The organism is Pseudomonas sp. HLS-6 (genome assembly GCF_002753995.1).
Classification (GTDB): Bacteria; Pseudomonadota; Gammaproteobacteria; order Pseudomonadales; family Pseudomonadaceae; genus Aquipseudomonas; species Aquipseudomonas defluvii.
Genome location: NZ_CP024478.1, coordinates 4,601,116 through 4,620,712, shown reverse-complemented (window position 1 = coordinate 4,620,712; position 19,597 = coordinate 4,601,116). Strand labels below are relative to the sequence as shown.

The following is a 19,597-nucleotide window of genomic DNA, read 5'->3' as shown; positions in this document are numbered from 1 at the left end:
GTTGTGGCTCTCTGCCATAATTGCTGCAGCTTTGCGCTACGGCGTTGCCCGGCAAGGCTCTCCCTTCCTGATGTCGCGTAATGGACTACGTTGTGAGCTTCCTTTCGATCGAGTTCGGCCTCTGCTTCATCCTGTTCTTTGCTATTTACTGGAGCCTGTGCTGGAGCGTTCGTTTGCAGAACGTCATGCTTCTGGCCGCCAGTTACGGCCTTGTTGCCAGCTTCAGTCTGAATTCTCTCTATATCCTGCTGGGGTATACAGCGCTGGTCTATCTGCTGGGGCTTCTGGGTGCGCGTTATCCGGGGCGACGCTTCAGTTACGGGCTGGTTGCGCTACTGGTGCTGGGGTGTTTCTACCTGTTCAAGTACCAGGAGTTCCTCGTCGGTGGCGTTCAGTCGGCGCTGGCCAGTGCCGGGCTTGATGTCTCGCTGCCTATTCTGGAAGTGCTGCTGCCTATCGGCCTGTCGTTCTACACCTTCCATTCGGTCAGCTACCTGGTGTCGATCAACCGGCGCGAGATGACGCCTGCGCCGGTGTTTGATCTGGCCCTTTACCTGGCGTTCTTCCCGAGCCTGATTGCCGGGCCGGTGAACCGTGCTTCGCACATGCTGCCGCAGATTCAGGCCGGGCAGATGCGTCAGGTGCTGGAGCCACAACGTGCATTGGGGCTGATTGCGTTGGCGGTGGTGAAGCTGTTCTTCTTCAGCGCCTGGCTGGCCAGTGAGTGGGTTGATCCGGTGTTCGAGACGCCCAGCAGCTATTCGGCCGAGCAGATCCTGCTCAGCGTCTACGGCTACAGCTTTCTGATCTACTTCAACTTCAGTGGCTATACCAACCTGGTGACCGGCATTGCCTTGTTGTTGGGGTTCCGTTTGCCGGAGAACTTCAATGCGCCCTATGCCGCGAACAACCTCAAGGAGTTCTGGGGCCGTTGGCATATCAGCCTGTCGACCTTTATCCGTGACTACGTGTACATCCCGTTGGGCGGCAACCGTCAGGGCGTCTGGCGCGGCAACCTGAACATGCTGCTGGCCATGCTGATCTCCGGGCTTTGGCATGGCGCGAGCATCAACTTCATTATCTGGGGGGCGCTGCACGGCCTGGGTTTGGCGTTGTACAAAGCCTCGACCTATTGGTTGCCGCAGCCGATGCGTTGGCCGGGGGCGGGTATCGCCGCACGCTTGCTGACCTTCCACTATGTGGCGTTTGCCTGGATTTTCTTCCGTTGCGCCAGCCTCGATGATGCCAAGGACATGCTCGCCGGTATTGCTGGCTTGCGTCTGGAGGCACTGTTCTCGCCTACGGGCGCCCTGTTGCTGGCCTGTGTGGTGTACATCGCTGTCTACCGGCAACTGATCGCGCTTCTGCGCCAGCTCTTCGCCGCCACCACGCGCCTGCCTTGGCAGTTGTACCCCGTTCCGCTGGGGGTATTCATTTCCTTGGTCATCTTTGCATCGCAGTCGGGCGTTCCGGGGTTCATCTATGCCAGTTTCTAGTGCCAGCAAGCTGTTCGAAACGCAGGTGGGCGCGGCCAAGGTGCTGTATGCCATTGTGGTGACCACCTTGCTGTTGTTCTGGTTCAACCAGGACTCAATCCGCCTTTACTGCGAGCAGAAGTACCACCAGGGCTGTGAACTGCCGCTACTGGGCCAGAGTGCTGCCTGGCGGATGGGCAGCAACCTGACTCAGGCCTTGGGCAGTGCCCGTGACAGTTTTATTGAAAGCCTGACCCAGCCTGCTCCGCCAGCATTGATTGCGCAGGCTCCCGTCAGCGAAACCGTGACGATGCCCGCTACGGTGCCTGTCGTGCCGGTGACGCTGGATGGCAAGCATGCGACCCCGGTGCATGCCGCTCCGGCACATGAGAGCGCCAAGCCAGTCAAGGTGGCGGCGACGCCATTGCCTGCGCCCATCCCGCAGCCAGTACAACCGATGCCGGTGACCCTGTCGGCGGGCGATGAAGTCTTTCTGGTCGGCGATTCGCTGATGCAAGGGGTGGCGCCGCACCTGGCCAATACCTTGCACAAGCGTTACCAGATCAAAAGCGTCAACCTCAGCAAGCAGAGTACCGGGCTTGCCTATCCGGGCTTTTTCAACTGGCCACAGACGGTGGCCAAGACCTTGCAAAGCCAGCCGAACATTCGCCTGATGGTGGTGTTCCTGGGGCCGAATGACCCTTGGGACATGCCGGTTGCCAAAGGTAAGCCGTTCCTGCGCTTTAAAACTGCCGAGTGGGAGGAGCAGTACCGTCAGCGTATTGATTCGATTCTTGAGCAGGCGCGTGCGCATGATGTGCAAGTGATCTGGGTTGGCCCGCCGAACATGCAGAAAACCAAGCTGTCCAGCGCCATGGCCTACCTGAGCACGCTCTATGAAACCCAGACCAGGCTCTACCAGCAGCATTATGTCTCTGCTAACGGCGTGTTGGGTTACAAGGCTGATGAGTTCTCCTACACCTTGCAGGATGACCAAGGCAAACGGGTCAAGACCCGGGTCGATGACGGCATTCACTTTACCCCCACCGGGCAGAAGCTCATTGCACAGCAAGTGCTGTCGATGATTACCTTCCCGGGTTTGACCGTGACGGAACACTGAAATGCGTCGATTGCACAACATCCTGGCCCTGGTGGCACTGATCTGCGCATTGCCGGGCTGTAGCCCGGTAGCGGCGGTCAATGGGCCGGCAGCACGTCCACTTCAGGTGCCTCAAAAGGCGGTTCAAGCCCCTGCCAACGGTAATTTGGCGCTGCTGGCGGGCAAGTTCCGCACTGCAAACCGCACCCCGATCAATATCGTGCAACTGGGTGACTCACACACCGCCGCCGACCTGTTCAGCGGGGAAATGCGGCGCCTGTTGCAGGCCCAGTATGGCGATGGCGGTATCGGCCTGGTTGCAGGCTCACCGGTACCGGGGACGCGCTATGAAACGGTGATCCTCAAGGCCGCCAAGCGCCAGTGGGAACTGGTTTCGGCACGGAACCAGCAAAGCACTCAGTTTCCCCTGGGCGGTTACCTGTCATTACCGCTGACGGCCAACGCAGCCGTACGCATCGAGGCGCGTGAGCCCACGGCCCAGCGTTACCGCGTGTCGGCCCTCTACACCTCAACGGCCAACACGACATTGCTCGCCCGCGACGGCACTACCCAGAACCGGCGCCTGCTGGCAGCAACCAATGGGCAGTGGCGCTTCAGCCCGGTGTTCAACAGTGTCAGCTTGCCGCTGGACCTCACCTTGAGCAACCGCAAGGACGTAGCGCTAGGTGGCTGGTTCATCCAGGGCCAGAAGAATGCCGGTGTGACCTATTCAGCTCTGGGGATCAACGGCGCGCGGCTGGATGTTGTGGATAAGTGGCAGCCCGGCTGGCAGGAGAGCTTCAAGGCTCTGCGCCCGGATCTGATCATTCTGGCGTACGGTACCAACGAAGCCTTCGACGACAAGCTCGACTTGAACCAGTACCGTGACCACCTGAACCAGACCCTGGCCGAGTTGCGCCGCAACATGCCGCGTGCCGCCATTCTGCTGGTCGGCCCACCAGACTCGATCAAACAGCGCAAAGCGCGTACGTGCGCCGCCCGTCAGCCGCAACCATTGGCCCAGATCATCCGTATTCAGCGCCAGGCCGCCAAGCAGTTCAACGGCCTGTTCTGGGATTGGCAGGCGTACATGGGCGGCCCTTGTTCTATCGTCAACTGGCAGACTGAAGGTCTGGCCCGGAACGACCTGGTGCATTTATCCGCCGATGGTTACCGCAAAAGTGCCTCAGGCCTGTATGACTTCCTGCGTGGGCAGCTCGGGTTGCAGTGACGCCCTCGCTGACGATCGAATTTCGGTGTGCGGCGGGTGGGATAAGGTGTTGAATGGTGTGGTGCAGTCTGAGTAACCCGCCAGGCAACAGAGCAGCCAGATGAAAACCATGAACATCCTCGAAGTCGCCAACGGCAAACCGATCAAGCTCTGGACCCAGGGCGTGCCGGTGGAGGAGGAAGCGCGACAGCAATTGATCAGCACCGCCAAACTGCCGTTCATCTTCAAGCACCTGGCGGTGATGCCGGATGTCCATCTGGGCAAAGGCTCGACCATTGGTAGTGTGATTCCCACGCGTGGCGCGATCATCCCGGCAGCGGTGGGCGTGGACATTGGCTGCGGGATGATCGCCGCACGCACTTCATTGCACGCCGCGGACCTTCCGGACAACCTCCATGGCCTGCGTACGGCCATCGAAAAGGCGGTACCGCACGGCAAGACCTTCGGCCGTCGCGATCAAGGCGCCTGGGACACCGTACCCGGCGTGGCCGATCATGCCTGGCGCGCACTGGCTGGCCGATTCAAGGCCATCACTGACAAGTATCCGACGCTGGAACGCACCAACAACCGTCAGCACCTGGGAACCTTGGGCACGGGTAACCACTTCATCGAGGTATGCCTGGACGAGGCCAATCGTGTCTGGTTCATGCTGCACAGTGGGTCGCGTGGCGTGGGTAACGCTATAGGCAACCTGTTCATCGAGCTGGCCCAAGCCGATATGCGCCAGCACATCGCCAATCTGCCGGATAAGGACCTGGCCTACTTCGAGGAAGGCAGCCGGCATTTCCACGACTACGTCGAAGCCGTGGAATGGGCCCAGGACTTTGCCCGGCAGAACCGTGCGCTGATGATGCACGCGGTGATCGAAGCCGCGCGTAAGGTGATCAACAAACCCTTCAAGGCCAACCTCGAAGCGGTGAACTGCCACCACAACTATGTGCAGAAAGAACAGCATTTCGGCCATGAGGTGCTGGTTACCCGCAAGGGCGCGGTTTCTGCGCAAAAAGGCCAGTTGGGGATCATTCCGGGGTCGATGGGCGCACGCAGCTTCATCGTTCGCGGCCTGGGTAACGAAGAAGCGTTCTGCTCCTGCAGCCATGGCGCGGGGCGTGTGATGAGCCGCACCCAGGCGAAGAAGCGCTTCACCATCCAAGACCAGGCGCGTGCCACCGCGCACGTCGAGTGCCGCAAAGACAAAGACGTGATCGACGAGATCCCCATGGCCTACAAGGACATCGACGCGGTCATGCAGGCCCAGCGTGATCTGGTGGAAGTGGTGCATACCCTGCGTCAAGTGGTGTGCGTGAAAGGCTAGGTGCATGCGCGGCGGTGTAGACTGCTGGCCTGGCTGTGCAACCACTACAACGAGGTTTGCTGTGAGATATCTGTCGATTCTGCTGTTGAGCGTATTGCCATTGTTGGCCCAGGCGGTCGAAGTCGGAGAGCGCCTTGCGCCCTGGACCCTGCTCGATCAGTTCGATCAGCCCTATAGCCTGGACGATCAAACCCGAACCCTGTTGGTAGCCCGTGGCATGGACGGCGCCAAACTGGTGAAAGAGGCCCTGCAAGACCGTCCCAAGGGTTACCTGGAAGCACGACATACCGTGTTCGTTGCCGACATCCAGCGCATGCCTGCACTGATCGCAAAAATGTTCGCCATCCCCGCCATGCGTGATTACAACTACCGGGTACTGCTTGACCGCGACGCGCGCGTGGCAACCCGTTATGCCGGTGCCGAAGACAAGGTGCTGTGGCTGCAACTGGACAACGGCCGGTTGGTCGCGCAACAGGAATACGCCACGGCGGCTGCACTGCGTGAGGCGCTGGAGAAGGCGTCGCATTGATAGGTGTGATGCGGTGGGTGGATTTCGGGCATTAAAAAGCCGGCTTGTGGCCGGTGTTCTTATTAAATATGTTGTTGATTTTAAAGTACTTTATTTCTACTTGTCGTATAGACCCACACTTTGACCCACACTGAGGCGGGTCGCTGCCCTGGGGGATGATTTCAGATGTTCCTTGGGCTCATCATTTCATGCTTCGCTACGGCTGCCCTGATTGCCTCCTGAATCTCGCGCATTCGCTTCTCGGCAATCCTGTTAGCTTCGGACTCTTGCTCAGGCGAAAGCTCGGGGCTCTGCTCGTTGAGGTATACCTGCCATCCAGCAAGTTTTTTCAGGCAGGCGTCCAGATGCTTTGTGGTCGCTTCGAGCCTGATCTTGATCAGCTCCTGCGCAAGCTTGTCGGAGTTACGGGTGACTTTTTTGTTCAGAGCCTCGCGTCGCTCTTCCTCTTTCTGATCTTCGCTCGCTTGCTGAGCTTCATTGATCATTGCTTCAAGGATGGCTGTTTCGGTTGTGCCATCCTTTGCTGCAAGGGCTTTTAGCTTGTCCCTAGTCAGAATTGGCAGGGTGAAGGAGCACGTTACTCGACCCCCTCCTGCCAGGCGATAGCGCCGCTGTCTGATAGCGTTTCTCAGTCGCTCAATGAGCTTTACCCCGCCAGCATCTACTTCTAGGGTGCGGATCGTTTCGTCCAAGTTAGCGGCTATGGGGACCCATGATGACGGCCTAGGGTTGAGTCCTTTAGGCCATCGATTCAGTAGGTACTCTGCGGCCCATCCCGTCTCTTTTTGATCGATCTTCTTTAGCCATTTCGGCGTCTTCCTGATTGCTCCCATCCACTTCTCTCATCTTGTCGAGTGGGTCGTTACTCGCAGGTGTCCGATTACTAAATCGTTAACAGTGATGTTAACAGACTGGTTAACGTCGCTGTTAAAAGTATTGGTAACGTACCTGTTAACTGAATGGTTAACGCATCTGTTAACTGAATTGATTATGGCAATTTATAGGTATAAAATCACTTAATATCACGTGTTTACCCTGGCATTCCAAGCATGATAGCTATATCTACACTGATTGATGTGGATGCTGAATCAAGATTTCTCCTTCAAGCTTTGATGTTTAGAAAGCCTGGCTGGCTGGAAGCGCCTTATGACATCAAGTCGCTAGCCAAGGAGCTCTGCTTGACGGAGAGGTTCGTTAGAGATTCATCACGGGTGCTAGCCAGGGCAGGGCTTCTGAGGGAAAACAAGCAGCACGGTGGCATTGGGCGTCCGGGTGTCGGTTACGTAGCCTCGGATTACATTCTCAGAGTGCTGTCTGCAGAAAACAGAGATCTCGCCCACCAAGAGCTCATCGCTCGCCTTTTTCTTGAGCCGAATATCAATGCCTCTGGCCTGGAGGCAAAGTCGACATCCGAGACTCAGCAGAAGAAGTCATCCCGGCCAGCCGTCCGCAAAGATGGTCGGCCTGCTGCTCCAGGCGCCAAGGGAAGGCTGGGCGCTGCAAGTCGTGTTTTATTGGCTGCTCTTCTCAGTGAGGCTGATCAGTGCGGCGTAGTGACGGAGCTCAGTGGGCGCAAGCTGAGGGAAATGACAGGGCTCGACTCCCCATCAATCAAGCATCAATTGAATCGTCTATTGAGCTTGGGCTTTCTTCGTAGCTATGTGCCGGGTGTGTCGCATGGGGTTTTGGTTGGCTCAAAGACTATGAGCATCTACTACCTGAACCTTGATCACCCGCAGCTGCAGGCGGGCCAGAGGAAGCAGCAGCTGGGTTTGGTGGTGTACGCAACACAAGTGCATTTAAAGCACGACCTTATCGAAGCGGCGCTACCTGCGACGAAGCTAAAGGATAGGGCTGTCCAAGAGATGGTTTATCACAGGCTGGCGAGCCACACTTCACACCTGCTGACTGCTCTCTGGTCTGACCCTGAGTGCGCCATTACCGATCTCAAGGCGGGAGGTTTCGAAAGCATTGCTGGTAAGTCAAGCGCGACACTGCCAGTCGGCCCTGAATCCAACGAGCCTGACCGATGGGGTGACTTTAAGGAAAGGTTGCATGCTGAGGCGTGTCGGTGGGCCGAAAGTATCTATAAGGGGCTGCGCCACAGGAACGTTTGGCCAGAATACAGGCCGCAGATGGTTAGGCTCCTACCTGCACCAGAAACAAGTGATATCTGGAGTGCGGTGTCGCTGATTGTCTATCCAGCGCCCAAAGCTAGCAATACATGCCTTTGGGTATGGGACTTGCCCGGCGGGAGGACTGACCTATATGTGGGAGAGCAAGCATTGGATTTGGAGCAGCGCTACGCGCTGGCGCTCTTGACCAAGGCCAAGGCGCCCTAGGCCAAGCTAGGGCAGGTGATTTTTTACTGCCCTCGCAGATCCTCTGGGACATACAGAGGAGCCCTGCTGATGCGAATTTTCCGCTTACAAGACGTGATCACTGCTACTGGCCTGTCTAGGTCGACCCTGTACAAGTACATCTCGGAAGGCACCTTCCCGAAACCGGTATCGCTGGGCGACCGCTGCGTCGGCTGGGTCGATAGCGAGGTGCACGATTGGATCCTGGCTCGGATCGAGGAGCGTGACCAAGCCGAGGGTGCCGCTACGCGCCCTATCGGTCATCTGAGCATGGCCAGCTAGAGCAGCCACCTGCGCCATGATCGGCTTCGGCTGGTCATGGCGCTTATGCCGACTCGAATAGCTTTTGGCTCTCAGCTAACTCTCCCAAAGCTCAATCCGGAAAATCTCTCGACAGGCTCGGCAATGTTGCTCCCCATTGCCCGGCCTGCTCGGGAGGGACTGCTCTGGTCAGGGCTGCATCTATAGCTTTAACTACCAACTCTTACTAACCATCACTACCCATCACCACTGACTACACCAGAGGGAAAGAAGACCAGTAAAAAAAGAAAAAGACCACTTACCTGGTATGCACCAACAACCAACCAGGTACTCAGCCATGAACAACCGCAAGCACAACACCCACCTCTCACAGTCCGACATAGCCCTGAAGATCGAATCACTCGTCCAGGCTATCGAGCGCAGCGATACACCCGCATATCGGATTACGCACAAACGGTCAGGCTATGAGCAGGTCGAGCAGACCAGACTCTCCCGGTACTTCACCAACGTCCAGCAGATGTACAACCTGTTCGATGACCGAGTGCCATACGACTACAGCGAGCACCTGCAGGCGTTCCGGGAAGCCTGTGACGACATCGGCCTTCAGCGTTCACCCAATGGCCCTGTCTGCATGAGCGAGACGGGGACGTACTGGCTCAGTCATGAGCAGAGCATGAACGTCCTGACCGAACGAATCCGTGAGCTGACACGAGAGCAGTGGTATCGGCGTAGGCCTGGGGGGCGTGCCTATGAGGCACGCAAGCAGGAGGCGGAGATCATCGCGTACACGGATGCTGTGATGAGCCTTTACTCCCGCACTACGGTCATCAGACTGGACCTCTACTACCGACCTGAAGCTAAGGCCAGGCAGCGCGTCGAGCAGGTATTCGATCACCTGGATGATCTGATCTACGAGCACAGCCGTCACCGGACTTTCGAGCACCTGATTGGCTACACCTATTCAGTCGAGCAAGGGGATCGCAATGACGGGAGTGGCTACCACATCCATGCGGCCTACTTCTTCAATGGCAACCAGGTGTGCCGTGATGTCTGGAAGGCGATTGAGATCAGCGAGCTATGGGAGGAGGTAACGCGTGGTCAGGGCTATGCCCATAGCTGCAACCACGACAAGGAGGGGTATGGTGACGAGTGCGGCATCGGCCTGATCCAGAGGGATGATCAGTCAATACGGCCTCATACGCACTACGCCATGAAATACCTAGTCAAGGACGATCAGCACCTGCGCTTGAAGCCTGCAGGGGCACGCTGCCTGCGTAAGGGGACTCTGAGCCGTGCTCGTCGCGGATAAGTGAATGGCAAGGCTACTTGGCCTTTGCGACCATTAATTCAGACCAGCGAGTGGTGTAGGCGGGGGAGAGCAAATCTTTGCGCATAGCTCACTCGGCTGGCTTGGCAATGCGTACCGGCTGCAGCGTTCCACGTCCCCAGCGATTGTTGATCGCGTCCAAGGTGCTCATCAGTCGCTCGGCTTTCACGGGCTGTCCAGGGGCGAACAGATCCGGGGTGTACTCATTCTTGCGACACAGATCCAACAGCATCACCTGAGCCTTGGCGTAGCACCATCCTGCGCCAGTTCGCGGGTTTGAGCCTGGAGCGCATCCCCGACGAAACCACCATCCTCAACTTCCGTCGTCTGCTGGAGAAACACGAGCTGGCTGCTGGCATCCTGGCGGTGATCAATGGCTATCTGGGTGATCGAGGCCTGTCGTTGCGCCAAGGCACCATCGTCGATGCCACGCTGATCAATGCGCCGAGTTCGACCAAGAACAAGGACGGCAAACGCGACCCAGAGATGCACCAGGCCAAGAAGGGTAACCAGTACTGTGTGTCACGAACACAGGTCGTATGACCTGTGATGCTGTACCGAAGATGGAAGTAGGCCTTCCGAAGTCGGCTTGCAGGAGCAGGCTTCAAACCACCCGGTGCTGCTGCATCCAAAAGGTGCGGTGGTGAGCGACCGAGGAAAAGTCATCCCATGATGATGGCAGGTGAGTATGGAGAAGATGAGCGAGAGCAAACCGTCCGATGACGCATCGTTATTCCCTAAAGTGCTGTCGAAACTGAGGTTGAGTATTGGCTTCAGGACGAGTTGGGGCGTTACCTGCTTACGGCCCCAGTGGCAGCCGGTGTAAAGGCGGCATGATCTTCATACAGGCTTGGGTACGGAACGTGAGAACCTTGTTCCAGATGCAAAGGAAAATGACAAATGGCTAAAACCATGAGGAAGAATACCAATGCTGGAATAAGGGGCGGAGCCTCCTGTAGTAGTGATGAAGGCTTTGTAATGAAGCTGGAGCGAAGGGGAGGCGTTATCCTGTCAACGAACGCCGCCAACCTCAGGGGATGAGCGGTGTGAGTTCGAACAAACCTTACAACATAGCGAAGCGCGTGATATGGGAGGCCTATCAGCAGGTCAGAACCAACCGGGGAGCTGCTGGAATCGACGATGAGACCATTGCCGATTTTGAGCGGAACCTGCCGAAGAATCTTTACAAGCTATGGAATCGAATGTCGTCGGGGTCTTATTTCCCGCCGCCGGTCAAGGCTGTTGAGATACCGAAGGCATCGGGGGGTATACGCAGGTTGGGAGTGCCGACGGTCAGCGACCGTATCGCACAAACTGTAGTCAAACTCCTCATCGAGCCAAAGCTGGATGCGCTTTTCCATCCGGACTCATATGGATACCGACCAGGACGTTCAGCCAAACAGGCCATAGCGATCACACGCGAACGCTGCTGGCGATACGACTGGGTGGTGGAGTTTGATATCAAGGCGGCTTTCGATCACATTGATCATGAACTGCTGATGAAAGCGGTGCGAACCCATATCAAAGAGGATTGGATACTGCTGTACATCGAACGATGGCTGGTTGCTCCATTCGAGGCAGCAGATGGCGTTCGCATTCAACGCGAACGTGGCACCCCGCAAGGCGGCGTGATCAGTCCCATGTTGATGAATCTGTTCATGCATTACGCCTTTGACGCATGGATGCAACGAAATAGCCCAAACTGTCCTTTTGCCCGGTATGCCGATGATGCGGTAGTGCATTGTCGTAGCCAGAGGCAAGCAGAACACGTGATGCGTTCAATCGCTTCACGTCTAGCGGTTTGTGGCCTCACGATGCATCCCGAGAAATCGAAAATCGTGTACTGCAAGGACAGCAATCGACGCGCAGGGTATCCGCATGTGAGCTTTACCTTCCTTGGTTTCACTTTTAGACCTAGGAAGGCAATCGGCCAGCAGAACAAGCTTTTCACCAGCTTCCTTCCGGGAGTCAGTGCGCAAGCGTTGAAGCGGATGCGGCGAGCAGTGCGCGAGTGGCGGGTCAGCCGCCAAACTCATGTGACGCTGGCTGCTGTGGCTCGGCTTTACAACCCAGTGATACAAGGTTGGTGGCAGTACTATGGCGCGTTCTATCGGACGGCCATGCTTGGTATCTTTCGACATATCGATAGCGCGCTCAAGCGTTGGGCCGGTCGTAAGTACAAAATACTTCACGGGCGCAAGCGGCGTATATCTGAATGGTTGGACACGGTGCATAAGGCTGCCCCTCGACTGTTTTATCACTGGCAAGTAACCGAGCAACAGGTTGGATAACGGGAGCCGTATGACGCGAGAGTGTCACGTACGGTTCTGCGAGCGGCTACGGGGGCAGTTCCTGTGGCCGACTCACCACTTCGGCATGAAGGCGCACATCGGTGTCGATGATGAGTCAGGTCTGGTGCGTGGCGTGGTGGGCACGGCGGCCAATGTGGCGGATATCACCCAGGTCGAAAAACTGCTGCACGGCGAGGAAAACATGGTCGGTGCCGACGCGGGCTACACTGGCGTAGAGAAGCGCCCGGAACATGAAGGTCGTGAGGTGATCTGGCAGATCGCGGCCCGTCGTAGTACGTACAAGAAGCTGAGTAAGCGCAGCGCGCTGTACAAAGCCAAGCGCAAGATCGAGAAAGCCAAGGCCCAGGTGCGTGCCAAGGTCGAGCATCCGTTCCGGGTGATCAAGCGCCAGTTCGGCTATGTGAAGACACGCTTCCGTGGCCTGGCGAAGAACACGGCACAGCTGGTGACACTGTTCGCGCTGTCGAACCTGTGGATGGCACGCCGACATTTACTGACGAATGCAGGAGAGGTGCGTCTGTAATGCAGGAAATGGCCGCCGCGAGGTGGTCTCGGCGGCTAGAAACACCGAAATAAGCGGGTTATCTGATCGTTTTTGCTCGATTTGCCGCTTTCAAAATCGGCGGAGGCTGAAGTCAGCCAGAAATGCATGGCTACTTCAGACCATCCCTAAATAACGTCCCGCTTAGGGATGAACTGAAACATCCTTTTGCTTATATTAGGGCACATCGCTACTCAGCCGTAACGAGCCAAGCCAATGCGCATAAACCAACCCAACAGCGGTCGCGAACGTAGCTTCCCGGCTGAGCAGCACCTCATTTCCGCCACCGATACCCGCGGGATCATCACGTACTGCAACGACGAGTTCGCCGAGATCAGCGGATTTACCCGCGAGGAATTGGTCGGCAGCCCGCACAACCTAGTGCGTCACCCGGATATGCCGCCTGCCGTGTTCGCTCATATGTGGGACTACCTAAAATCCGGACGCAGCTGGATGGGCATCGTCAAGAACCGCTGCAAGAACGGCGATCACTATTGGGTCAGCGCCTATGTCACGCCCATCCAGGAAAACGGCCGGGTCGTCGGCTACGAGTCGGTGCGCAGCAAACCCAACAGCGAGCAGGTGCGCCGTGCCGAAGCGCTCTACGCGCGCCTGAACCAGGGGCGCCCGGCCATCGGCCGTGGCGAGGCATTCGCGCAACTGGCACGCTTCTTCGTGCTGCCGCTGCTCGGTGTAGTGAGCGGCGCGGCGCTCTGGAGCCTGGAATTGCCCGGCACGGCGTTGCTGCTGACCTTGGTCCTGCTTGGGCTGCAGGGTTTTGCCAGCCTGCACAACTCCAGCCAGCTGCTCGGCCGGGCTCGTGCAGTAGCGCCAAAAACATTCGACAGCCCGCTGGTGGCCCGCACCTACAGCGATGCCTCCGGGCCACTGGCGCTGCTGCACCTGGCACTGATCAGCGAGGATGCACGGATTCGCACGGCGCTTTGCCGCCTGGGAGATTTCGCCGACCAGACCGCCGCCCTGGCCAAGGAAAACGGCCGCCTCAACGAGCAGGCCGAACGTGCCCTGCAGGCCCAGCGCAATGAAGCTGACCAGGCCGCCACGGCGATGCACGAGATGGCCGCGTCGATCAATCAGGTCTCCAGCCACGTCCAGCAAACCGCTCAGGAAGCACGTCAGGCCAGTGAACTGGCTATGGCCGGCGCCCAGCAGTCGCAGCAAAGCCGCCAGGTCATCGAGCAACTGGCGCAGACTGTCGATGGCATCGGCCAATCGGTGCAGTCACTGGCCGATGAAACCGCTTCCATCCAGCAAGCCGCCAGCATGATCCACGCGATTGCCGAGCAGACCAACCTGCTGGCCCTGAATGCCGCCATCGAAGCAGCCCGCGCCGGTGAGCAGGGCCGTGGCTTTGCCGTAGTGGCCGACGAAGTGCGCGCCCTGGCCTCCAAGACCCGCCAGTCTACCGACGTCATCCAGGGCATCATCACGGGCCTGCATAAGGAAACCGAACGTGCCTTGAGCGTCGCTCGCGCCGGCAGCGAGGAAGCGCGTAACGGCGTGGCGCGGGTAGCGCAAACCGAACAATCGCTGCAAGGCATCAGCCAGACCGTCGACAATATCCACCAGATGGCCGAGCAAATGGCCGCTGCTGCCGAACAGCAGAGCCTGGTCGCCGAGGATATTGCCCGGCAGATCAACTCGATTTCCCAGGCCACCAACGACAATGCCGAAGTCACCGGCAATAGCGCGCGCCTAGGCAGCCAGCTACAGTCCACTGCAGGCTCCCTGCACGCGCTGGTCGAGCGTTTCAACAGTTAATAATCCTGCACAACGGGCGCTAGCAGCGCCCCCGGATAACGCCTTGCAGCCTCTCTATCTGAACCAGCGCAGTCTGGCGCTGAGCACCTGCGCCCTGGCCCTGGTACTGATGGCCCTGGCCCTGAGCCTGCCTCCGATTGCCATCTTCACTGCCCGTCCGGCCGACTACCTGTCGGTGCATATCCTGCTGGAAATGTTCGCCATCAGCGTCTCGCTGATGATCGTCACTATCGCCTGGAACACACCGGATCATGACGCCGAGCCCATAGCCCAGACCTTGGTCTTCGGCTTCGCCAGCGTGGCCGGCCTGGACATGTTGCATACCCTGTATTTGGCCGGCATGCCGGGGCTGGTGGTGGATGGCAGCCTCAACACCTCGCTCTTCTTCTGGCTCAGCAGCCGCGCGGTTGAAGTTAGCGTTCTCTGCCTGGCGGCCCTGCAACTGCGCCTGCCGGGTAGCCGTAGTTTCTGGCTGGTGGCGGGCATTACCCTGGTCGTGGCCCTGCTCCTGATCGCCATCCTGCTTCCGCAGTGGCTGCCGGTGACCTATATCCCCGGCAGCGGCCTGACACCGCTGAAGAACGCCTGCGAACTCATCCTGTGCGTCGCCAACCTGGGCCTGGCCCTGTGGTTCTTCCTGCGTAGCCGCAAGACTCAGAGCAGCCGCGATCTATGGCTGGGCGCGGCCTGTTTCATTACCGCGATGGGCGGCCTGGCGTTTACCCAATACCGAACGACTTCGGAATTCATCAACCTGTACGGCCACATCTATAAGGTGGCCGCCTACTGCTTCTTCTACCTGGCTGCCTTCCAGATTGCCGTGCGCAAACCCTATCGTTTGCTGGAAGTGCGTGAGCAGCGCATTCGCGAACAGGAAACCGAACTGCACAACCTGCTGAGCAACCTGCCGGTTGGCATCGCCCGCCTGGATGAGCACCTGCACCTGCGCTATGCCAACCCGACGCTAATCCGCAGCCTGTATCGTCGTCCGGAAAGCGTGATCGGCCAAACCATCGGCGATCTGCTGCTGGACGACGTTGCCGAGCAGATCAGACCACACCTGATCAAAGCCCTCGACGGCATACGCAGCGACCTGGACCTGCAATACCTGCGCCCGGACGGCAACAGCGCCTATGCCTCCTGCCTGGTGGTGCCGGAACGCCAGGTCAGCGGCCGCGAAGCCGGGGTGCTGGCGATTTTCACCGACACCAGCGAACGCGAGCACAATCGCCGACAGTTGATTGACTCACTGCGTGAAATCGCCGAGATCAAGGCCGCCCTGGATGCCCACGCCATCGTCGCCATCACCGATGCCCGCGGGGTAATCACCCAGGTTAACGACAAGTTCTGCGCCATCTCCCAGTACGCCCGCAGCGAGCTGGTCGGCCGCACCCACAAAATGATCAACTCCGGCCATCATCCGCGCGAATTTTTCCAGGACCTGTGGCGCACCATCAGCCATGGCAAGGTGTGGAGTGGCGAGGTGTGCAACCGCGCCAAGGACGGCTCGCTGTACTGGGTGCAGAGCACCATCATGCCCTTCATCGGCAAGGATGGCCTGCCCGAGCAGTACATCGCCATCCGCGCCGACATCACCAAGCGCAAGCGCATCGAAGAAGCCGCCCAGCGCATGGCCCTGCACGACGCCCTCACCGGCCTGGCCAACCGCCGCCTGATGAGCGAACGCCTGATCCGCGCCCTGCACAAAAGCCAACGGCATAATCAGCACGGCGCCCTGTTGCTGATGGACCTGGACCACTTCAAGGAAATCAACGACACCCTCGGCCACCCGATCGGCGACCAGCTGCTCAAGGAAGTGGCCGTGCGCCTGCAGGGCACCCTGCGCCAGAGCGACACGGTGGCGCGCCTGGGCGGCGACGAGTTCGTGGTGATCATCGAAGAGCTGGGCAACAGCCAGGAAAGCGCCATGCACCATGCCAGCGATACTGGCGAGAAGATCCGCCAGGTGCTGTCCGCGCCCTATCAGCTCCGCGACCATATGGCGCAGATCACCCCGAGCATTGGCGTGGTGTTGTTCGATGGCACGCTGCAGAACGCCGACGAACTGATCAAGCAGGCCGACATGGCGCTGTACAAAGCCAAGGATGCCGGGCGCGACCAGCTGTGCTTCTTCGATAACGCCCTGCAGAGCGAAATCAACCAGCGCGCCCTGCTGCAGCGCGACCTGCGCCTGGCCCTGGAGCAGGATGAGCTGCGCCTGTTCTACCAATCGGTAGTCGACGTCGACGAGCAGATCCTCGGCTTTGAGGTCCTGCTGCGTTGGCAAAACCCGCAGCGCGGCCTGGTTTCCCCGGCGCAGTTCATTCCCCTGGCCGAGGAAAGCGGCCTGATTATTCCGATCGGCCAATGGGTACTGACCACCGCCTGCCGCCAGCTGGCCGAGTGGCAGCACGACCCCATGCGCCAGGCCTGGACCATTGCCGTGAATATCAGCGCGCGCCAGCTCAGCCAGAATGACTTCGTCCAGCAGGTGCTGCAGGTGCTGGCCAGCAGCGGCGCACCGGCCAACCGCCTGCGCCTGGAAATCACCGAATCCATGCTGCAACACGACCTGACGGTAACCATCGGCAAGATGCAGGCGCTGCGCCAGGTCGGCGTGCGCTTCTCGCTGGACGACTTCGGCACCGGCTATTCGTCCATGAGCTACCTCAAGCACATGCCGCTGGATCAGCTGAAGATCGACAAGTCCTTCGTCGACGAAATCCTCACCGACAACACCGACAGCGCCATCGTCCACACCGTGGTGACCCTGGCGCAAAACCTCGGCCTGGAGGTGGTAGCCGAAGGCGTGGAGCAGCGCGAACAGCTGGATCTGCTAGTATCTATTGGCTGCCGTGCGTTCCAGGGTTACCTGTTCGGAAAACCGGAACCACTTCGCCATACCATCGAGTTTTCCGATGAAACAGATGACCTTCGCTGACGCCGATGACTGCGAGGATGACGTTGAGCTTGTTGGTGCGCCGTCGGGAGCAGTCGTCAAGGTGAAACCTGAGTTTAAGATCAGGGACGCAGATAGCTGAGTCCCTCTCGGGCTTTGTTGATTAGCAATCGCACATCGGGCCTTATCAGTGAAAGACAAAAAATAAAGAATGTCCCGCCCTCAGTGGAGCGGGACATCCATTTTCGCTGACGTCAGTTACTTGCTTGATCGTGCTGCCTGCAGTCGACAGAGGATCCAGCACGCCAGTACCACCGCTATCAGCAATGGTGGAAAGCGTACCATCATAATCGCCAGCAACAAGACCGCCAGGCAGCCTGTCAGGATCCCGGCAAACATCATCGCAGCACCGAAAGTACGTAGCAGCCGTTTCATACCTCCTCCTTCCGTGCGGCTTGCGCTTCCAACTTTTCAGCCAGGCTGGGCCTGCTGGAGGTGACTTGTGGTGTGGTTGTTGAGACGGGCACTTCACCTTCCTGGTAAAACTCCTCAACGATGGCGCTTACATCCTCCTCGCTGTCCTCAAAGGCACCGTTGCCGAATCCGCGTCGTGCGGCTTCATCCAAAGCAGCCTGATTGAAGCCTGCTGCCTGCCGTCGCGAATCGAGTTCACTGGCGGTTACCAGAGCCTCGGCCATGTCCATGCCGCCGCGTACTGTCAGGTCGGCGTAGAAGATCGGCGTGCCATGGCTCTGGCGTGTCGACTTACCACGCAGGCGCAGCTCCAGAGGCAGACAGGCCAGGCGGTTTCCAGAGATGGCTTGGAAGTAATGCAGGCGAGCGGCCAAGGTGCGGATGCTGTTGAAGCCAGTGGTGCGAAACACAAAGCTGCCCAGCGGATCCTCATCACCAATGACTACGTTCAGTCGGCCATAGGGCTTGCAGCCACCACCTTTGGCTAACTGGCAAGCATCCGGCGATGGACAAGGCAACGACTGCATGCCGTCCTGGGTGACTCGCTTGCAGGTCTCGCCATTGCCGACGCAAACCGGGCGCCCAGATTGCCGGTCGAACAATGTGTAGTCGGCGCGAAAATTCAGCTCAGGCTCGTTGAACAGCAGGCGTACCGGAATGCTGCGCAGCTTGTCGTCCTTGCCCTTACGTAGCTCGTCATTGAGAGGGTGCAGCAGCCAGCCGTCCTTACCTTGTACCTGGGATGTGATGGTGAACTGGTCATCCTTCTCCGGCAGTCTCTTGCCGTTCTTCTCGATGACCTTACCGATGGAAATCCGCCCGAGTACCGGTGGAGTGATAGCCAGACCTTTGAGCATGGTGAGTCTCCTGGAAATGAAAAAAGGCCAGCCACGCAGCGCGAACTGCATGGACTGGCCAAGGGGAGGGAAGGGATGAATGAGGTTGGTTTCAGCCGACCAGGAAGCGCCGTGCACCCTGCTTCAGCAGTGGGTACTTGGCCTGCAGGTGCGGCTTGTCTTTGAGCAGTTGCGCGACGTCGAAGCCGACACTGTCTTTGGCCTTGCGCCAGGTGATGTAACCGTTGGCGAACTCCGCCCGGCTAGCATCGCCCATGGTCTGCTGCAGCATCTGCTTTAGCTCAGCCTCGCGTTTTTCCTTGTCGGCAATCGACTGACGAACAGCCTTCAGCTCGACGTAAGCCGCGCTGAGCCCGGCATGCTGGCTGAAGTCGACGATCTGACCGTTGTCCTCCGGGTAGAGGCAGCGCAGTGCTGACTCTGCCGAAGCGGTGCCATCAGCCGGTGGCGGCGTATCAGTCTCCACGTAGTGCCAGAACTGGCGCTCCAGCTCGATCAGGCGGGCAATCATCTGCTCGTCCCGCTCGATGCGGTGGATCTCCAGTGTTTGACCACCCAGCAGTACCGCCACATCCGCCGCCTGCTTGCCGGTGACGGCGAGCTGGTGCATTACCTGCAGCTGTACATACTCCGGCACGCCCTCTTTCCAGAGGCGTGCCCCGTTTATGCCGGCTGTCTTGCATTCGAGGATCTGCACATCGTCCGCCCCGATCACCTCGCGGTCGATGTTGGCCAGCATCCAGGGCAACTCCGGATCCGGGTGCTGCAGCACGGCGTTGATACGCCGCACCTTGTTCTTCGTGCGCTTGCTGTAGTGCCAAGCAACGACTGGCTCCAGTACGTTGCCCCAGTACATCGGGCTTTCCTCATCCTGAGGATCAGCCTTGGGCATGCCGGCATCGCGCCCGGTCTTCTCCAGCCACAGCTCCAACTGCGACTTGTAGGGGTTGAGGCCTACGGCAGCCGCAGCGTCTGAGCTGCCGATGCCTTGCTTGCGGATCTGCAGCCAGTCCTCGCGTGGCAGTTCCTTGGTGCTGACCAGGCGTAGTGCAGGGCGGGCTTTGCTGGTGCTGCGATTCAATGAAGTGGCTTTCATAACGTTCACCTTGCAGAAATAGAAACGCCCGACCTGCAA

At 58.7% G+C, this 19,597-nt stretch carries 14 protein-coding genes and 4 pseudogenes; 13 read left to right on the top strand and 5 right to left on the bottom strand.

What is annotated here, in order from left to right; all coding sequences use genetic code 11:
- Positions 1 to 92 precede the first annotated feature (92 nt).
- From CS390_RS21710 to CS390_RS21690, 5 genes are all read left to right on the top strand, one after another.
- Positions 93 to 1,496, top strand: a complete 1,404-nt coding sequence (locus CS390_RS21710) for an MBOAT family protein (protein WP_065759209.1) — start codon at positions 93 to 95, stop codon at positions 1,494 to 1,496.
- A complete protein-coding gene (locus tag CS390_RS21705) occupies positions 1,483 to 2,595 on the top strand; it encodes an SGNH family hydrolase (protein ID WP_065759158.1) in 1,113 nt (370 codons plus the stop codon). The genes CS390_RS21710 and CS390_RS21705 overlap by 14 nt, the downstream gene beginning before the upstream one ends.
- A gap of 1 nt (position 2,596) precedes the next feature.
- Entirely contained in the window at positions 2,597 to 3,805 is a 1,209-nt protein-coding gene (locus CS390_RS21700) for an SGNH/GDSL hydrolase family protein (RefSeq protein ID WP_099775938.1), read from the top strand.
- Between the two features lie 100 nt (positions 3,806 to 3,905).
- Positions 3,906 to 5,120 carry an RtcB family protein gene (locus CS390_RS21695; RefSeq protein ID WP_099775937.1) on the top strand — a complete coding sequence of 405 codons (1,215 nt, stop codon included), beginning with the start codon at positions 3,906 to 3,908 and terminating at the stop codon, positions 5,118 to 5,120.
- A 61-nt stretch (positions 5,121 to 5,181) separates the two neighbouring features.
- Positions 5,182 to 5,649: an FAD/FMN-containing dehydrogenase gene (locus CS390_RS21690; RefSeq protein ID WP_065759156.1), complete on the top strand. Its 468-nt coding sequence runs from the start codon at positions 5,182 to 5,184 to the stop codon at positions 5,647 to 5,649.
- A gap of 161 nt (positions 5,650 to 5,810) precedes the next feature.
- Here CS390_RS21690 and CS390_RS21685 read toward each other — a convergent pair whose 3' ends face one another.
- Positions 5,811 to 6,341: a hypothetical protein gene (locus CS390_RS21685; RefSeq protein WP_234292963.1), complete on the bottom strand. Its 531-nt coding sequence runs from the start codon at positions 6,339 to 6,341 to the stop codon at positions 5,811 to 5,813.
- Positions 6,342 to 6,698: 357 nt separating this feature from the next.
- Here CS390_RS21685 and CS390_RS21680 point away from each other — a divergent pair, with 357 nt between their 5' ends.
- The 3 genes from CS390_RS21680 (at position 6,699) to CS390_RS21670 (ending at position 9,579) form a co-directional block, all read left to right on the top strand.
- On the top strand, positions 6,699 to 7,991 hold the full coding sequence (locus tag CS390_RS21680) for a hypothetical protein (protein WP_047306265.1): 1,293 nt from the start codon (positions 6,699 to 6,701) through the stop codon (positions 7,989 to 7,991).
- 69 nt (positions 7,992 to 8,060) lie between these two features.
- Positions 8,061 to 8,291, top strand: coding sequence for an AlpA family transcriptional regulator (locus CS390_RS21675; protein WP_033937793.1), 231 nt, complete (start codon positions 8,061 to 8,063; stop codon positions 8,289 to 8,291).
- Between the two features lie 316 nt (positions 8,292 to 8,607).
- A complete protein-coding gene (locus CS390_RS21670) occupies positions 8,608 to 9,579 on the top strand; it encodes an inovirus-type Gp2 protein (RefSeq protein WP_099775935.1) in 972 nt (323 codons plus the stop codon).
- Positions 9,580 to 9,592: 13 nt separating this feature from the next.
- On the opposite strand, the pseudogene CS390_RS25475 reads toward CS390_RS21670, so the two are convergent.
- Positions 9,593 to 9,829: pseudogene (locus tag CS390_RS25475) on the bottom strand (DUF4113 domain-containing protein).
- Between the two features lie 17 nt (positions 9,830 to 9,846).
- Between CS390_RS25475 and CS390_RS21660 the strand changes: the two are divergent.
- From CS390_RS21660 to CS390_RS25545, 5 genes and pseudogenes are all read left to right on the top strand, one after another.
- Positions 9,847 to 10,113 (top strand): annotated as a pseudogene (locus CS390_RS21660) (transposase); the annotation flags it as partial.
- Positions 10,114 to 10,634: 521 nt separating this feature from the next.
- A pseudogene (ltrA, locus tag CS390_RS21650) lies at positions 10,635 to 11,902 on the top strand (group II intron reverse transcriptase/maturase).
- 59 nt (positions 11,903 to 11,961) lie between these two features.
- Positions 11,962 to 12,432: pseudogene (locus CS390_RS21645) on the top strand (IS5 family transposase); the annotation flags it as partial.
- 234 nt (positions 12,433 to 12,666) lie between these two features.
- Positions 12,667 to 14,232: a PAS domain-containing methyl-accepting chemotaxis protein gene (locus tag CS390_RS21640; RefSeq protein WP_047306259.1), complete on the top strand. Its 1,566-nt coding sequence runs from the start codon at positions 12,667 to 12,669 to the stop codon at positions 14,230 to 14,232.
- Positions 14,233 to 14,275: 43 nt separating this feature from the next.
- Positions 14,276 to 17,173, top strand: coding sequence for an EAL domain-containing protein (locus CS390_RS25545; protein ID WP_218195291.1), 2,898 nt, complete (start codon positions 14,276 to 14,278; stop codon positions 17,171 to 17,173).
- Positions 17,174 to 17,389: 216 nt separating this feature from the next.
- On the opposite strand, the gene CS390_RS25115 is transcribed toward CS390_RS25545, so the two are convergent.
- From CS390_RS25115 to CS390_RS21625, 3 genes are all read right to left on the bottom strand, one after another.
- Positions 17,390 to 17,566, bottom strand: coding sequence for a hypothetical protein (locus CS390_RS25115; protein WP_177442427.1), 177 nt, complete (start codon positions 17,564 to 17,566; stop codon positions 17,390 to 17,392).
- Positions 17,563 to 18,462 carry a hydrolase or metal-binding protein gene (locus CS390_RS21630; protein ID WP_099775933.1) on the bottom strand — a complete coding sequence of 300 codons (900 nt, stop codon included), beginning with the start codon at positions 18,460 to 18,462 and terminating at the stop codon, positions 17,563 to 17,565. Before CS390_RS21630 ends, CS390_RS25115 begins: the two co-directional genes overlap by 4 nt.
- A 91-nt stretch (positions 18,463 to 18,553) precedes the next feature.
- Positions 18,554 to 19,558 (bottom strand): YqaJ viral recombinase family protein, encoded by a 1,005-nt coding sequence (locus CS390_RS21625; RefSeq protein ID WP_099775931.1) that lies wholly within the window; start codon positions 19,556 to 19,558, stop codon positions 18,554 to 18,556.
- Positions 19,559 to 19,597 lie beyond the last annotated feature (39 nt).

What these genes read in the sequence shown, in the direction of transcription:
- CS390_RS21705 (WP_065759158.1), top strand. Translation starts at nt 1,483, where the DNA reads ATGCCAGTTTCTAGTGCCAGCAAGCTGTTCGAAACGCAGGTGGGCGCG.
- CS390_RS21630 (WP_099775933.1), bottom strand. Translation starts at nt 18,462, where the DNA reads ATGCTCAAAGGTCTGGCTATCACTCCACCGGTACTCGGGCGGATTTCC.
- CS390_RS21680 (WP_047306265.1), top strand. Translation starts at nt 6,699, where the DNA reads ATGATAGCTATATCTACACTGATTGATGTGGATGCTGAATCAAGATTT.
- CS390_RS25115 (WP_177442427.1), bottom strand. Translation starts at nt 17,566, where the DNA reads ATGAAACGGCTGCTACGTACTTTCGGTGCTGCGATGATGTTTGCCGGG.
- CS390_RS21700 (WP_099775938.1), top strand. Translation starts at nt 2,597, where the DNA reads ATGCGTCGATTGCACAACATCCTGGCCCTGGTGGCACTGATCTGCGCA.
- CS390_RS21670 (WP_099775935.1), top strand. Translation starts at nt 8,608, where the DNA reads ATGAACAACCGCAAGCACAACACCCACCTCTCACAGTCCGACATAGCC.
- CS390_RS21625 (WP_099775931.1), bottom strand. Translation starts at nt 19,558, where the DNA reads ATGAAAGCCACTTCATTGAATCGCAGCACCAGCAAAGCCCGCCCTGCA.
- CS390_RS21675 (WP_033937793.1), top strand. Translation starts at nt 8,061, where the DNA reads ATGCGAATTTTCCGCTTACAAGACGTGATCACTGCTACTGGCCTGTCT.
- CS390_RS21640 (WP_047306259.1), top strand. Translation starts at nt 12,667, where the DNA reads ATGCGCATAAACCAACCCAACAGCGGTCGCGAACGTAGCTTCCCGGCT.
- CS390_RS21695 (WP_099775937.1), top strand. Translation starts at nt 3,906, where the DNA reads ATGAAAACCATGAACATCCTCGAAGTCGCCAACGGCAAACCGATCAAG.